The organism is Rossellomorea oryzaecorticis, from assembly GCF_038405515.1.
Lineage (GTDB): Bacteria > Bacillota > Bacilli > Bacillales > Bacillaceae_B > Rossellomorea > Rossellomorea oryzaecorticis_A.
The window spans coordinates 63,763-78,820 of the sequence record NZ_JBBYAF010000012.1 but is presented as its reverse complement, the minus strand read 5'-3'; the positions used below and the strand labels follow the sequence as shown (position 1 = coordinate 78,820).

Here is a 15,058-nt window from a genome sequence, read left to right as displayed (position 1 = left end):
GCCCGCAAACGTTATATCCCGCCGATATGACCGGGAATGTGGCTGTGGCTCCTGGCAGGAGTCATTTTACTTTTACAAAAGATATTCTAGAGATGGAGTCGGCTGCGGCTCCTTCTTTTTTTCATATGATTTACTAGTTGCTTTTTTGGAATGAAACCTTCAATATTAATAAGCGAACGATCCAATTGAGCGAAAGAAAGTAGGAACTACATTTGAGTAAATTTATATCCTTAGGGATTTCAAAAGAGATGGAGCATACTCTGTCACAGATGGGAATTTCGTCCCCGACCCCAATACAGGAACAAGTGATACCTGTTTTACTAAAAGGGAACGATGTAATGGCAAAAGCACAAACCGGTTCAGGAAAAACATATGCATTTGCATTGCCTATAATTGAAAGAAGTCAAATGAAGGGTAACCATATTCAAGGAATTATCGTTACCCCTACAAGAGAACTTGGCATTCAAATCGCAGATGTTCTAAAACAGCTGACCAAAAAACAAAAGAAGACTGGCGTCCTAGCCATGTACGGTGGACAAAGTCATGAAGAAGAAGTTGAAGAACTGAAGAAGAACCCTCATTTTATCGTGGGGACACCCGGAAGAATCCTTGATCAGATCAAACGAGGGAATCTTGACCTTTCCCATGTGAAGTTTTTTGTTTTAGATGAAGCAGATCAGATGCTGCAAATCGGATTTCTTAATAAAGTAGAAGAAATAATCAGATCAACCCCTTCGTCAAGGCAGATGATGCTTTTTTCTGCTACCCTGCCTGCACCTGTTAAAAAGCTCTCAAATAAATATATGAAAAATGCAGAGACAATCGAAATCAATGAAAAAGCAGCCCCTTCATCGATTAATCAATATGCGATTTTCACAATCGATAAAGCAAAACAAGAAACGATTATTCAATTAGTGGAAGCATTCAAGCCGGAAAAAGCGGTGGTTTTCTGCCGTACTAAGCGCAGGGTTTCAAAGTTATTTCAAGTACTAAAATCAAAAGGGATACATGCAGGTGAGCTTCATGGGGATATTCCACAGGAAAAACGTGAAGAAATTATGGATGCTTTCAGAAAAGGTGATGTCCCGCTGCTGATTGCAACCGATGTGGCTTCACGGGGACTTGATATTGAAGGCGTATCGCATGTATTCAATTATGATATTCCGGAAAACACAGAAACATATACCCACCGAATAGGCAGGACAGGAAGAGCGGGTGCTGAAGGGTTATCATATACTCTCTACACATCTGAAGACAGACCTTTACTCGACAAGATCGAAAGTGATTTACAAACAAGAATTCAAAAACAAAATCTAGGGAATACAATATCCCTTAAAGATAAAGAGAATTCTACTTCCAAAAAGAAAAAAAATAAAAGAAAAGGGTCTTCTTCAGCACAAAAAAACTCAAAAAGAAAACGTGATGATCAACAAAATATAAAGGACGAAGGATTTTACAGTAAGCGTCCAGGAAAGAGTAGTAAACAAAAGGTTTCAAAAGGATCATTAGAATCATCACAAAAAGCAGGAAAAGAGAAAAGCGTTCCCAAATCAAAGAAATCAAGTAATAAAACGGTATTCCGTTCCAAAAAATCTAAATAATAATAAGGGAAACCATGCAAAGGAAAGTAATTTGCATGGTTTCTTTTTGAAAATATCGAAATTATTCTAATATAATAATCCAAAAACATGATGTTATATCAATATAATAATAAAATTTAATTCTGTTATGTTACTATATTAAAAGGAATTTTAATAGTTAAAGGAGTTTTTTGAATTACGATGAAGTTGGTTTCTTGGAATGTGAATGGAATTAGAGCATGTGTAAAAAAAGGGTTTCTGGATTATTTTAATGAGGTAAATGCAGATATATTCTGTATTCAGGAATCGAAATTGCAAGAAGGACAAATAGAATTGAATCTTCCCCAATATGAGCAATACTGGAATTACGCAGAACGAAAGGGGTACTCAGGTACAGCGGTTTTCACTAAAATAAAGCCCCTCTCTGTTTCATATGGTTTTCAGGAGGATGAACGGGAACCTGAGGGCAGAATCATTACGCTGGAGTTTGATCACTTCTACCTTGTAAATATATATACTCCGAATTCAAAAAGAGATTTATCAAGACTGGATGAAAGGCTGGAATGGGAAGATAATCTAAGACACTATCTCCTGAAACTTGATGGGATAAAACCGGTAATCTTATGTGGGGATTTGAATGTTGCGCATAAGGAAATAGATCTCAAGAATGACCGCTCCAATCGCGGAAATTCCGGATTCACAGATGTGGAGAGAGGGAAAATGACTCTTTTTCTTGAATCAGGTTTTGTTGATTCTTTCAGGTATTTATATCCTGAGAAAGACGAATCATATACATGGTGGTCTTATATGAGCAAGGTAAGGGAGAGGAACATCGGTTGGAGGATTGATTATTTCATTTTATCCAAGCGGATGGAATCTTGTATAATAGATGCTGATATTCATTCCAGTATTTTGGGAAGTGATCATTGTCCGGTATACTTGGAATTGGATTTTTATGAACAGGAGGACAAATATGAGAAAAGAAAAGCTGAGCTTTGATGAATTATCAATCGAGCGGTGCGAAAAAGAAACTGATGAACTGATTAAGAAAGAATCTGTTTCGTTTTTGAAGGAGCTCTTGGGATATTTAAACTCTCACAAAAATGAATATATCTTCCTTGAGGCGGATTGGTTCGATGCGATTCGAATCGATGGGCTGACGCTGGAAAAAGATGATGTATTCGGCAATTATGACGCAATGTTCGGGTTGAAACTGCAAAAAAAATACCGTAAAGAAATGGAAGCTTTTCTTGACCGTACCCTGCAAGGAGAGAAATCGTATGATCTTCTCTTTAATGGCGAGGATGGATTATGGGATGTGAATATCTCGATAAATGATCTTCCTTCATATAAGGAGGATATGTCCTTGAGGGATGCGATTGAAAATATATATGTATACCTCTTAGAACTGATCGAAGAAACAGCAGAGAAGAAATAAAGGAAAAGCACTTCCATTTTTAAGGAGGTGCTTATACCGCGGGTTATCTTTTTCTTTTTGCTTCTTTGTTTATTTCTTCTGATACCACCATTGCAAGGTCTGTATTGCCGAATAATGAAAGTACCCCAAGAAGTGTGGAGTCAGGGATCTCTTCAGATTCTTCTTTTGGCACCGTCAGGTCGATTCCTTGCTGAAGTGCGGGATTGTTCCCTTGTTTAGGATAGGCTTTTTTATAGACTTCTGCCGGGTCAAGGTCGTTATTTACACACCACTGGGCAAAAACGAGAATCATCATGTTCTCATCTTTTTGATAGTTAGAAATGATCTTGTCTTCAATCTCTTTATTATTCATCTCAGTCGCTCCTTAAACGTTCTCTTGCCTATCATTATAGCGAAGGATAAGTTCGATTCCTATCAAAAAGGTAAAGCAGGTTTTCATTTTTATTGAACAGGTGTATAATTGAGGGATATGCAAAGCGAAAGGAAGATATTATTTAAATGATTATTACTGGTCATACAGTGGAAGAACTTAAAGATCCTACAGGTATTTTGGTGGGGAGCCGTTATGAAGTACTGCTTTCAATTGAAGTCCCTGAAGATGATGAGCTCCATTCGGAGCAAGGGTTATATATAAAAGCAATCTATGTTCCTAATGGTCCTGAAACTCGAATTGTACAGCATCAAATCATAGAGAGAAATACTGAATCGATCCTTGATTTTGAATTAGAAGAGGATGAAGAAGTTTTACTCCTGGATTATTGCAAAACACATATTACTCAAGAATAATGAATAAAACCCCATTGGCCGCGGTAAGGTTGATGGGGTTATTCTATAATAAGGCATGTTTTACACGCTGGCAGGTCGACTATGCAGTTTGTGATGATTGACCAGGGGGAAAGTAATAGTGATAGTGGTTCCACTATTCTCTATACTGTCGATCTTGAAATTTCCTTTATGATTTTCTATGATTTTCAACGTCGTCATAATGCCAAGGCCGGTCCCTTTTTCTTTTAATGTAAAGAATGGCTGACCAATATGTGCTAATTTGTCTTTAGGAATTCCGTTGCCGGTATCTTTAACTTTCACTGTAAGTGTATGTTGATATTTAATAATATTGATGCTAATAAGACCGCCTGAAGGCATAGCTTCGATAGAGTTTTTCATAAGGTTTATGAATACCTGCTTTAGTTCATTCTTATCACATAATATCAGATTATCTTCTTCACGAAGTGCGAGATCACATTTAATATTATGCAGTGCAGCCTCGGGCTCCATAAGCTCAATTACCTCATATAACAATTCATTTAAGTTATTGGTGATGAAGTTCTTCCCCTGAGGTTTGGCAAGAAATAAAAAGTCATTTGTCACTTGATTTATCCGGTCAATTTCATTCAAGATCACCTCATAATAGTGAGTGCTTTCAGGTGACTCCCGAAGCATCTGCACAAACCCCTTAATACTTGTCAGGGGGTTACGGATTTCGTGTGCAATCCCGGCAGCCATTTGGCCTGCCGCAGCCAATTTATCGGATGCCCTCAAGTATTCTTCTTGTTCTTTTCGCTTATTTATATCCCTAAGTACCAGCTGTACACAGCGTTTACCGTTAAACTGGCATGAGATCGCTTTGGATTCTATAAAAAAGGGCTCTCCCTTTTTAGTGGTAAGTTCATATTCTGTTAATTCATACAGTATTTCTTGACTGGATGAGTAAATCTCTTTTTCTCTTCGAAGGATTTTATCGTGTGAAGAAGCAGGTGTGAAATCCAATAGCGTTTTACCCAATACCTCTTTCTCTTCATACCCAACGTAACTTAAAGCAATAGGATTCACATATAAAATTTTTCCTTTTTCGTGAATTAGGATGCCATCTGGATGATTGTCTATCAATCTTTTATATGGACTTTCGCTGTCTTTTTCATGAAAGATTCCTGTCTTATCAGGGGAGGTAGACAGATGCATGAATCCCAAGAGTGATAAAGCAAGTAGAGGTGAAAGAAGGATGAAAGAAAATAATAATCGGCTTTCATTTTGAGAAATGTTTACAATAACTAAAATGAATATGAGATATAAGCTAAGATACATTACTAAGGAAGTTTTCTTTTTCATAATATCAAGTTCCTTTCAGGTTCAAATGAATGTATCTCATGGAAGTATAAAACTAAAATTATAATAATTTAATTAGTCCAAATAATAAAGAGATTTTTTTGTTTTGCACTGAAATCGTTGATAACATAGGTAGTGTATCATATTGATAGTGTATGATATAATGATGATAGATAAATGCTAGCAGGTTATAGCACTAGAAACTTGGAGGGTTTTACAGCGAATGAGTACCAGTAATAGAATTCAGTTGAATGTTAGAATTGAAAAAGAAACAGTTCAGCAATTAGATGAAATTGTAGAATATTATCAAGAAAAAACGAAGATAGGCAGAATATACAAAGGTGATGTTTTGACAGATATCATCAAGAAATCCCATGAACTTATGTTGAAACAGATCGCGATTCAAAACCGGAAATATTAACGCCATGAGAAAAGAGCTTAATTAATATAAGCGTATACTGTTCCTCGAAGGACTTGTATGCGCTTTTTATACATAAGTTTGATAAGGGATATGGTAAGATAACATCAAATGTTTATATAAAAGAGGTATCGATTGTGCATCTTCCAGATAAGTTAATCAAAATTCAGAAAAGCTCAGGGATTTCCCCGTATATATGGAGTATTATCAGTATTTTGCCTTTTTATTTTATCTTTCAATCTTCTTCAACGATTGAAATCATTGTTGGGATTACACTGACTGTTTTATTTTTTATCTTTTTGAGGCTTGCGTTCCTGTCCAAGGAATGGCCTGTTTATTTATGGACATCCTTTTTAATCGCGATTTCCATAACGATGACGATTCAGTTTAATTTTGTTTATTTTGCATTTTATATTGCTTACTATAACGGTAATATAAAAAACCGGATTGCTTTCTTGACACTGTATATCATTCATTTAGTGCTTACAACCGCTTCCATAAATTATAAATTTGTTGAGCAGGAAGATCTATTCCTTTCTCAAATACCGTTTATCTTGATTATTTGGATCAGTGTGATTCTGCTGCCTTTTAATATCTACAATCGCAATAAACAAGGGTGGCTCGAAGAAAAACTTGAGGATGCTAATAAGCGGATCGCAGAGCTAGTGAAGCAGGAGGAAAGACAGCGGATTGCACGTGACTTGCATGATACATTAGGACAAAAGCTGTCTCTCATAGGCTTAAAAAGTGACTTAGCCAGAAAATTGATTTATAAAGACCCCGAGCAGGCAAAAGAGGAATTGAAAGACGTGCAGCAGACAGCCAGAACTGCATTGACAGAGGTACGCACGATGGTATCTCAAATGCGGGGCATCCGTTTGGAAGATGAAATTGTCAGGATTAAGCAGATCCTAAAAGCCGCAGAAATAGAATTGATTATAGAAGATGCATCCAATTTACCGAATACTTCGCTCTTTCTTGAAAATATTTTAAGCATGTGTCTAAAAGAAGCGGTCACAAATGTCGTAAAGCATAGTAAAGCTGATACATGCGAAATAACCATTGATGAGTATGAAAATGAGTTGACGATAAAGGTAAAAGATAATGGCATCGGTTTACTTAAGGACAAGGACTTGTCTAAAGGAAGCGGATTAAGAGGGATGGAAGAACGTCTCGATTTTGTAAATGGAACACTCGAAATCATTTCTGATAATGGAACGACATTGATTATGAGAGTTCCTAAAGTGATCAAACAGATAGGGAGGGAATGACGTGATTCGCATTGTAATTGCAGAAGATCAGCGGATGATGCTTGGAGCTTTAGGCTCATTGCTTAATTTAGAGGATGATCTGGAGGTTGTTGGTAAGGCAAGCAATGGTGAAGAAGCCGTGTCACTGGTCCGCCGCCTGCAGCCTGATATTTGCATGATGGATATCGAAATGCCCGAGAAGACCGGGCTGGAGGCAGCAGAAGAATTAAAAGGAGAAAGCTGCAAAGTCATCATTCTGACTACTTTCGCACGTTCAGGCTATTTCCAGCGGGCAATAAAAGCCGGTGTCAAAGGTTATTTATTAAAAGACAGCCCGAGTGAAGAACTTGCAAGCTCGATCCGCCTCGTCATGGAAGGGAAAAGGATCTATGCCCCTGAACTGATGGATGATATGTACAGTGAAGAAAATCCTTTGACTGATCGGGAAAAAGAAGTCCTTGAACTTGTGGCTGATGGAAAGAATACGAAGGAAATAGCTGATGAGCTTATGCTGAAGACAGGTACTGTACGAAACTATATTTCAACCATTCTCGATAAACTAGAAGTGAAAAATCGAATCGAAGCCATTACTCACTCCAAAGAAAAAGGCTGGTTTAAATAACAACATACACTATCATAAAACATTCAGAAAAAAATCGAGCTTCTGATACCCGTATTTGTTGGTTTTTTTAACTATGCGGGGTATTGGGATATGAAAAAAAAGATTGACAAGAAAAAATGACATGTTACGATTACATCGAATTCAAAATTACATATGACGATCCACTAGGGGTGCCTTTCGTTTAGGCTGAGATTAAAGTGTAACTTTAAGACCCTTTGAACCTGATCTGGTTGAGACCAGCGTAGGGAAGTGGTGTTTGAAGGTTACATATCTTCTCTGATGTACTGCCTTTTCAAGCCACTTTCTGTTCGCTTTTTGCGTAATGGAAAGTGGCTTTTTTGTTCCCCTTGTAAATGGGTCGTCGTGGAAAAGGAGAGTCAATGATGACATTTTCAAAAGAATTAAGGAAAGAAGTGAATGAGATTTGGGAAGCAAGCTTCAATCATCCTTTTGTAAAAGGGATAGGGGACGGCACACTTCCACTTGAGAAATTCCGCTACTATGTGCAGCAGGATGCCTATTATCTATCTCATTTTTCCAGGGTTCAGGCGCACGGTGCCGCTAAAGCACCAGATTTACATACGACTTCAAGAATGGCAGCCCACGCCCAGGGTACAAATGAAGCAGAATTATCCCTGCATGAAACGTTTTCAGTCCAATTGGGTATCACAGAGGAAGAAAAGAAGCGGTTCAAGCCTGCTCCGACCGCATATGCGTATACTTCTCATATGTACAGGGCAGCACAATTTGGAGGGCTTCGTGAAATCCTCGCGGCAATTCTACCCTGTTATTGGCTATACCATGAAGTCGGTGAGCGTCTGAAATGTTGTTCTCCAAATGAGACCATTTACCGCGAGTGGATTGCCGCTTACGGCGGAGAGTGGTTCGGGGAACTGGTAAAAGAGCAGATCAATCGTTTGGACCAGTTAGCAGAAAAGGCATCCGATGAAGAAAAAGCCAATATGAAAGAGTTGTTTATGATAAGCAGCATATACGAACTTCAATTTTGGGAAATGGCCTATTCCTTGGAGACATGGCCGTTTGAACATCATCTGTTACACGCGGGAAAGCAGGTGAATTAAATGACTAAGTTAAGATTGACGGATATTCTTGTTACGGTTGTCCTCTCAATCGGATTCGGTGTCATTTATAAAATTTGGGGACCGCTGTACAACATGATAAAGCCGTTCGGTCTGCATGCTGATCAGCTCATTTATGGGATGTGGTTCATGGCTGCGACAGTCGCTTTCCTGATCATCCGTAAGCCGGGAGTCGCACTGCTCGCTGAAATTGCCGCTTCATCCGGGGAATTCCTCATGGGGTCGGAGTGGGGACTTGAGGTGCTGCTGTTCGGTATCATTCAAGGGCTGTTTGCTGAAACCGTTTTTTTCGTTACAGGATACAAGCGAAACAGCCTCTTTATCATAAGCTTGGCTGCCGTGATGTCTGCAATCGGTTCAATCTTGATGGATATGTACAAAGGCTATATCGGAGATCTTGCAGTTTGGAATCTAGTTTTATTTTTGGGGGCAAGATTGCTGGGTTCTGTACTGATTGCGGGAGTGGGGGCTTTCTATCTTGTGAAATCTTTAGAGCAAACGGGGGTGACAAACCTTGTCAGACCGGCAGAAAAGGAAGATTACGAAGCTCTTGACAGATAGGAGTGGATGGAATTGAAGATTGAAAAACTGAGGTTGAAGTTCCCAGGTGAAAAAAATTTCATATTTAAAGATCTGTCACTCTCAATCGGTAAAGGGGAAAAGGTCCTGCTGCTTGGTCCTTCCGGATGCGGCAAATCCACATTGCTCAATGTATGTGCCGGCTTGATCCCGCATTCTTATGAGGTACCCATGAAAGCATCCGCCATTACTTATCCTTCCTCCTGGGGATATGTATTTCAAGATCCCGATGCACAGTTCTGCATGCCTTATGTGGATGAGGAAATCGCATTTGTCCTTGAAAACCTGAATGTACCCAGAGAACAAATGGAGGATAAAATACGGAGGCTCCTGCAGAAAGTGGGATTATGCCTGCCGCATCCGCATACCCGGATTTCCGAACTGTCAGGGGGAATGAAACAGCGGCTTGCCATTGCAGCAGTACTCGCGATGGAGCCGGACACGTTATTTTTAGATGAACCAACTGCATTGGTGGATGAGGCAGGTACAGTGGAAATCTGGGAAACGATCAAACATATCAGCAAGGATAAAACGGTGGTGATCGTTGAACATAAACTGGAGCACGTAGTCGACTTAGTCGACCGGATCATCCTCTTTAACAAGCATGGAGAAATACTTGCCGATGGAAAACCTGAAGAAGTTATAAAAGAAAACAAAGAAGTCATCAAGGAAGATGGAGTATGGTATCCGGGAGCATGGGAGGAGTATATAGAGTCATTTCCCCTTCCGACTAAAGATGAGCTGCCGGGCGAATTGGCCATGGAGCTTGAACATTTCAAGGGATATCTTAATAAACATCCTAAATTAACGATCGGCCGTGCTTCTGTCAGAAAAGGGGAATGGATTTCGATCCTGGGAAGGAATGGGGCAGGTAAGTCCACCTTTCTCCACGGTTTGATGCAATTTATTAAAACGACAGGGAGATACGAACTATTTGGTCATGAGGTTCAACAACAAAAAACTCCTGAACGTTGTACATTCGTTTTTCAGAATCCTGAGTTTCAATTCGTTGCTAACTCCGTTTTTGATGAAATTGAATTCAGCCTGAAACAGAAAAATAGCAGCGGTGAATTGATGGAGGAAAAAGTAAAAGACATTCTGCACCGGTTCAATCTGGAAGAACATCGCCATCAGCATCCATATCAGTTATCCATGGGGCAAAAGCGGCGGCTGAGTGTTGCTGCTTCGATTTCAATCAGTCAGGATATCATTCTGTTGGATGAGCCCACGTTCGGACAGGATGCGGCAAATACCTTTCAGCTGCTGGAGATGATGAAGGAGTTCCAGCTTCATGGTTCTACCATACTCATGGTGACGCATGATGAGAATATTGCAAGGTTCGTTTCCAACAGGATATGGACGATCGAAGAAGGTGAATTGGTGAAGGATGAACTGTGTTACAGACCGCATGAAGCCAAGGAGGGGATCCTATGAACTTCGATTTCGTCTCGAAGGAGACGTGGCTGTATCGAATCAATCCAAGCCTCAAACTCATCATCATGGTCATCTTGTTTATCTTGATTTTGCTGATCCATCGATTGAATATGCTTGTTTATTTAACTGCTTTTTCCTTCTTATTATTCTGGTTGTTCTCCGGTCATAATGTGAAAGTCAAATCCCTCCTTTTGCTGCCTTTCATCCTTGTGTTCGCCTCTACGGCATCTTCGATGATTATGTTTGGTAAAGGAGACGTCATCTGGGTGAAGTGGGGACTCATCCAGATTTCAGAAGAAAGCTTTTACCGGGGTCTCCACATAGGTTTCAGGGCCTTCGTTTTTGCTTTGCTGGGGTTGTTGTTCACGCTTTCCACCCGTCCGGTCATGCTGTTCTATTCATTGATGCAGCAATTGAAACTGAAACCTGCATACGCTTACAGCTTCATGGCGGGGTTCAGGCTGCTGCCGATCATTGCAGAAGAATTCGTAACCATCCGCAATGCGGTGAAAGTCCGGGTGGTTAATCACAAAAATGGTGTAGGCGGAGCTTTTTTCACATTCCGGTCTTACGCTCTTCCGCTTCTTGCACAAAGCATCAGGCGTGCGCATCGGATTGCTGTGGCCATGGAGGCTAAACGCTTCTCCGGCAGCGGGAAGAGGACATATTTCTACCACATCGGTTTTTCGAAGGTAGATGGATTGTTTTTAGTAGTGATCATGGCCATGGTGATGATCAGTTACTATGCTTCGGGTACATATCCGATTTTTCCTGTTGAGGATGTACGTTATCAGGGTTAGGAAGGAGGCGATTTAATGAAGAAGCAGCTTCACGCTATTACAACCGGTCAACAAGGAATAGAAGAAATGATCCGCATTTCCTTGACTATTGAGCCGTACGTCGATTTTCTACATATCAGGGAAAAGAGCTGGACAGCACGCGAAATAGATACGGCGCTAAGAAAATTAGTACGAGGAGGCTTTCCGGCAGACAGGATAATCGTCAACGACAGAGTGGATGTTGCAGTTGTAGAAGGGGCTGGAGGTGCACATCTTTCTCACCATAGTTTAAGAGCTTCAGAGGTTAAAAAGAAGTTCCCTTTCATGACAATTGGGGCATCCGTTCACTCGATAGATGAAGGGATATATCTACAGGAGAAAGGAGCGGATTACCTTTTATATGGTAATGTATTCATCACCCCCTCCAAAGCAGGCAAGCCAGGCACGGGAACGATGAAAATCCAGGAACTAGTCAATGCCGTCAATGTCCCTGTCATAGCAATCGGTGGCATAAAACCAGGAAATGTAGAGGATATCATCGATTCAGGTGCTGCCGGTATAGCCGTCCTATCCGGGATATTCCTTGCAATGGATCCGGTAAGATCGGCAAAAGAATATCGAATACAGCTTGACAGGGGTGAGGAATGTTGAAAAAGGTTTATGACGTCATCATTGTAGGAGCCGGAGTGATCGGATGCTCAATCGCTTATCAATTAACAAAAAGAAAGAAAAAGGTGCTGATCCTCGAAAAGGGCAAAATCGGTCATAAGGCTTCTTCGGCTGCTGCCGGGATGCTCGGTGTTCATACTGAGTTCAATGACAATGAAGAACTATTGAAGGCTGCCATCAAGAGCCGGGATATGTTTCCTGCACTCTCGCAAGAATTACGGGAAATAAGCGGAATTGACTTTGAATTCACTCAAAATGGAATGATCAAGCTCGCATTCACTGATTCGGATCAAAGCGCTTTACTGAGGCTGGCAGATGTAAGTAAAGATGCAGTGTGGCTTCCTGAAGAAGAAGTGTCAAGACTTGAACCAGGATTATCAAAGCGGAATAAGGGAGGACTCTATGCAGACAAAGACGGTAATGTGTCTGCACAGAAGCTCACTCTTTCACTGGCAAGTTCTGCAGTGCGGCTGGGTGCAGAACTGAAAGATTTCTCCCCAGTGATCGGTTTACTTCGGGACGACGGCAGCTGCAACGGGGTCATGACGCGGCATGATACCTATTACTCGAGTGAGGTCATTGTCGCGGGCGGAGCCTGGAGCGGCGAGATTTTGAGTACTGCAGGGGTCGATATCAGCGGGTATCCTGTCAAAGGAGAGTGTTTCTCTGTCGTTCTGGAAGCTCCAAAAATTAAAAGGACGATTTTCACAGAAGGCTGTTATCTTGTTCCAAAACAAGGGAATCACCTTTTGGTTGGTGCCACTGAACACCCATATACGTTTGATGAATCGATTACAGTGGGGGGACTCAACGGATTAATGAATAAAGCCATTGAACTTCTCCCGGATCTTATATATGGGCGTTGGGAAAAAGCCTGGGCCGGAGTCAGGCCGAAAACGGCAGGGACTGCTCCAAAAATAGGGAGAGTGCCAGGTTGGAAAGGTCTGTCGGTCGCTTCAGGACATTACCGGAATGGAATTCTGCTGGCACCCCTGACAGGGATCATGATGGCTGAATTGATGGAAGGAAAGGAAATATCCCCTCTCTTCAGGCTGGGTGATATTGATGAAAGGATGTTGAAAAGTGAAAGTAAGAATTAACGGTCAGATTGTACAAATTCCAGATACACTGTCGACCTTAACAGACCTTGTGAATCACTATTCATTGAGTGAACGTATTCTCATTGTAGAAGTGAATGGGAATATCACAGAGAAAGAAAAATATGACACAAAGACTATCAAAGAATTGGATTCTATTGAATTCGTTCATTTCGTAGGAGGCGGATGAAGTGTTAAAGATAGGAAAATATGAGTTTAAATCACGGTTATTACTGGGGACAGGTAAATATCCTGATTTTGACACACAGAAAAAAGCAGTAGAGGAATCAGGAACGGAAATTCTGACGTTTACTGTAAGAAGGATGGATATATTTGAAGAAAGTCAGCCAAACCTACTGGAACAGCTGGACCAAGAAAAATATTCACTCCTTCCCAATACAGCTGGGGCCAAAACCGCACAGGAAGCGGTAAGGCATGCAAAACTTGCAAGGGCTTCAGGATTGTGTGACATGATCAAAGTGGAGGTCATCGGATGCGGGAAAACACTCCTTCCCGATCCTATTGAAACATTAAAGGCGACGGAAGAACTTGTGAAAGAAGGGTTTACGGTTCTTCCATACACGTCAGATGATGTCGTGCTTGCAAGAAGATTGGAAGAAGCGGGTGCTCACGCCATCATGCCGGGTGCTTCTCCCATCGGTTCAGGGCAGGGTATAGTAAATCCTATCAATTTACGGTTCATTATCAAGCAATCAACAGTGCCTGTGATCGTCGATGCAGGCATCGGTTCTCCTGCGGATGCGGCCTATGCAATGGAACTTGGTGCGGATGGTGTACTATTGAACACCGCTGTATCCGCAGCGGGAGATCCCATTAAAATGGCGGGTGCGATGAAGCTAGCTGTTGAAGCAGGACGATTGGGGTTTGAAGCAGGCAGGATCCCCAAAAAGCCTTATGCTTCGGCAAGCAGCCCGATGGAGGGTATCGTCAGCTGATGAATGAACGGTATTCCAGACAACAGTTATTTGCCCCGATTGGAGAAAGCGGCCAGAAAAGTATTTCTTCCAAGCATGTGCTTGTGGTCGGGGCGGGAGCACTTGGTGCAGGAAACGCAGAAGCACTTGTCAGGGCAGGAGTCGGTAAACTGACGATTGCTGACCGTGATTATGTGGAATGGAGCAACCTTCAAAGGCAGCAGCTATACACTGAGAAGGATGCATCAGTGCGGCTCCCTAAGGCTGCTGCTGCTAAGAAACAATTGAGAAAAATCAATTCAGAAGTTGAAATCGAAGCACATATCATGGATGTCGGGCCTAATGACTTACTAAGAATGACAAAAGACGTGGATCTCATCATTGACGGCACAGATAACTTTGATACCAGACTGCTGATCAATGATGTATCTTTTAAGAGAGACATACCATGGATATACGGCGGATGCGCAGGCAGCTATGGAATTACCCATACCTTCATCCCCGGGATGACACCTTGCCTGACTTGCATGATGGAGACCATTCCTTCTCAAAGTATGACATGTGATACATCAGGAATCATCTCACCTGCTGTATCAATGGTGGTTTCCTATCAAGTCTCTGAAGCATTAAAAATATTGACAGGGGACTTGAATGCAGTCCGTCACACCCTTACATCATTCGATGTGTGGAGAAATGAACACAGCTCTGTCAATGTCCGTGCGTTGAAGAAACCGAACTGCCCTTCTTGCGGTGAGAACCCCCGCTACCCATACCTTCAATATGAAAACCAGCTTAAATCGGCCGTATTATGCGGAAGGGATGCTGTCCAGATCCGTCCAGCACGAACGGAAGCGGTGGACCTTGAACGTTTGGCAGACCAGATGGAATACCACATGGAACGTGTCGAGAAGAATGCATATCTTATTGCCTGTAAAACGGGCAAGCATCGTATTGTCCTATTTCGGGACGGGCGCGCACTCATCCATGGAACAAAAGATGTAACGGAAGCAAAATCACTCTATCACCGCTATTTCAGTTGAATGATCAAGAAGGC

At 41.4% G+C, this 15,058-nt stretch carries 18 protein-coding genes and 1 riboswitch; of the genes, 16 read left to right on the top strand and 2 right to left on the bottom strand.

Annotated elements, in window-relative coordinates:
* The first annotated feature begins 212 nt into the window (after nt 1-212).
* The 3 genes from AAEO50_RS08205 to AAEO50_RS08195 all read left to right on the top strand — a co-directional run bounded on the left by AAEO50_RS08205 (nt 213) and on the right by AAEO50_RS08195 (nt 3,018).
* A complete protein-coding gene (locus tag AAEO50_RS08205; protein ID WP_341982361.1) occupies nt 213-1,601 on the top strand; it encodes a DEAD/DEAH box helicase in 1,389 nt (462 codons plus the stop codon).
* Nucleotides 1,602-1,781: 180 nt separating this feature from the next.
* Nucleotides 1,782-2,579, top strand: coding sequence for an exodeoxyribonuclease III (locus AAEO50_RS08200; protein WP_341982359.1), 798 nt, complete (start codon nt 1,782-1,784; stop codon nt 2,577-2,579).
* Nucleotides 2,554-3,018 carry a branched-chain amino acid aminotransferase gene (locus AAEO50_RS08195; protein WP_341982357.1) on the top strand — a complete coding sequence of 155 codons (465 nt, stop codon included), beginning with the start codon at nt 2,554-2,556 and terminating at the stop codon, nt 3,016-3,018. The genes AAEO50_RS08200 and AAEO50_RS08195 overlap by 26 nt, the downstream gene beginning before the upstream one ends.
* A gap of 43 nt (nt 3,019-3,061) precedes the next feature.
* Here AAEO50_RS08195 and AAEO50_RS08190 read toward each other — a convergent pair whose 3' ends face one another.
* Nucleotides 3,062-3,370, bottom strand: a complete 309-nt coding sequence (locus tag AAEO50_RS08190) for a hypothetical protein (RefSeq protein ID WP_341982355.1) — start codon at nt 3,368-3,370, stop codon at nt 3,062-3,064.
* A 146-nt stretch (nt 3,371-3,516) separates the two neighbouring features.
* Here AAEO50_RS08190 and AAEO50_RS08185 point away from each other — a divergent pair, with 146 nt between their 5' ends.
* Nucleotides 3,517-3,804: a DUF6509 family protein gene (locus AAEO50_RS08185; RefSeq protein ID WP_341982354.1), complete on the top strand. Its 288-nt coding sequence runs from the start codon at nt 3,517-3,519 to the stop codon at nt 3,802-3,804.
* Between the two features lie 60 nt (nt 3,805-3,864).
* Here the strand turns inward: AAEO50_RS08185 and AAEO50_RS08180 are convergent, their stop codons facing one another.
* Nucleotides 3,865-5,124: an ATP-binding protein gene (locus AAEO50_RS08180; protein WP_341982352.1), complete on the bottom strand. Its 1,260-nt coding sequence runs from the start codon at nt 5,122-5,124 to the stop codon at nt 3,865-3,867.
* 220 nt (nt 5,125-5,344) lie between these two features.
* Here AAEO50_RS08180 and AAEO50_RS08175 point away from each other — a divergent pair, with 220 nt between their 5' ends.
* The 12 genes from AAEO50_RS08175 to AAEO50_RS08120 all read left to right on the top strand — a co-directional run bounded on the left by AAEO50_RS08175 (nt 5,345) and on the right by AAEO50_RS08120 (nt 15,044).
* A complete protein-coding gene (locus tag AAEO50_RS08175; protein WP_341982350.1) occupies nt 5,345-5,542 on the top strand; it encodes a hypothetical protein in 198 nt (65 codons plus the stop codon).
* A gap of 134 nt (nt 5,543-5,676) precedes the next feature.
* Nucleotides 5,677-6,810, top strand: coding sequence for a sensor histidine kinase (locus tag AAEO50_RS08170; protein WP_341982348.1), 1,134 nt, complete (start codon nt 5,677-5,679; stop codon nt 6,808-6,810).
* Between the two features lies 1 nt (nt 6,811).
* Entirely contained in the window at nt 6,812-7,411 is a 600-nt protein-coding gene (locus tag AAEO50_RS08165; protein ID WP_341982346.1) for a response regulator transcription factor, read from the top strand.
* Nucleotides 7,412-7,567: 156 nt separating this feature from the next.
* Nucleotides 7,568-7,676: riboswitch (TPP riboswitch) on the top strand.
* Nucleotides 7,677-7,794: 118 nt separating this feature from the next.
* The gene (tenA, locus tag AAEO50_RS08160; RefSeq protein WP_341982344.1) at nt 7,795-8,493 is read left to right on the top strand and encodes a thiaminase II; all 699 of its coding nucleotides are present in this window, start codon (nt 7,795-7,797) and stop codon (nt 8,491-8,493) included.
* A complete protein-coding gene (locus AAEO50_RS08155; RefSeq protein WP_341982342.1) occupies nt 8,494-9,072 on the top strand; it encodes an ECF transporter S component in 579 nt (192 codons plus the stop codon). It abuts the gene before it with no gap.
* Between the two features lie 12 nt (nt 9,073-9,084).
* Entirely contained in the window at nt 9,085-10,524 is a 1,440-nt protein-coding gene (locus AAEO50_RS08150; RefSeq protein ID WP_425383171.1) for an ABC transporter ATP-binding protein, read from the top strand.
* A complete protein-coding gene (locus AAEO50_RS08145) occupies nt 10,521-11,324 on the top strand; it encodes an energy-coupling factor transporter transmembrane component T (protein WP_341982338.1) in 804 nt (267 codons plus the stop codon). The genes AAEO50_RS08150 and AAEO50_RS08145 overlap by 4 nt, the downstream gene beginning before the upstream one ends.
* A gap of 15 nt (nt 11,325-11,339) precedes the next feature.
* Nucleotides 11,340-11,954, top strand: a complete 615-nt coding sequence (locus AAEO50_RS08140; RefSeq protein ID WP_341982336.1) for a thiamine phosphate synthase — start codon at nt 11,340-11,342, stop codon at nt 11,952-11,954.
* Nucleotides 11,951-13,072 (top strand): glycine oxidase ThiO, encoded by a 1,122-nt coding sequence (gene thiO / locus AAEO50_RS08135; RefSeq protein ID WP_341982334.1) that lies wholly within the window; start codon nt 11,951-11,953, stop codon nt 13,070-13,072. The genes AAEO50_RS08140 and thiO overlap by 4 nt, the downstream gene beginning before the upstream one ends.
* Nucleotides 13,056-13,259 (top strand): sulfur carrier protein ThiS, encoded by a 204-nt coding sequence (gene thiS / locus AAEO50_RS08130; RefSeq protein ID WP_341982332.1) that lies wholly within the window; start codon nt 13,056-13,058, stop codon nt 13,257-13,259. Before thiO ends, thiS begins: the two co-directional genes overlap by 17 nt.
* Nucleotide 13,260: 1 nt before the next feature.
* Nucleotides 13,261-14,025: a thiazole synthase gene (locus AAEO50_RS08125; RefSeq protein ID WP_341982330.1), complete on the top strand. Its 765-nt coding sequence runs from the start codon at nt 13,261-13,263 to the stop codon at nt 14,023-14,025.
* Nucleotides 14,025-15,044 (top strand): MoeB/ThiF family adenylyltransferase, encoded by a 1,020-nt coding sequence (locus AAEO50_RS08120; RefSeq protein WP_341982328.1) that lies wholly within the window; start codon nt 14,025-14,027, stop codon nt 15,042-15,044. The genes AAEO50_RS08125 and AAEO50_RS08120 overlap by 1 nt, the downstream gene beginning before the upstream one ends.
* The last annotated feature ends 14 nt before the right edge of the window (nt 15,045-15,058 follow it).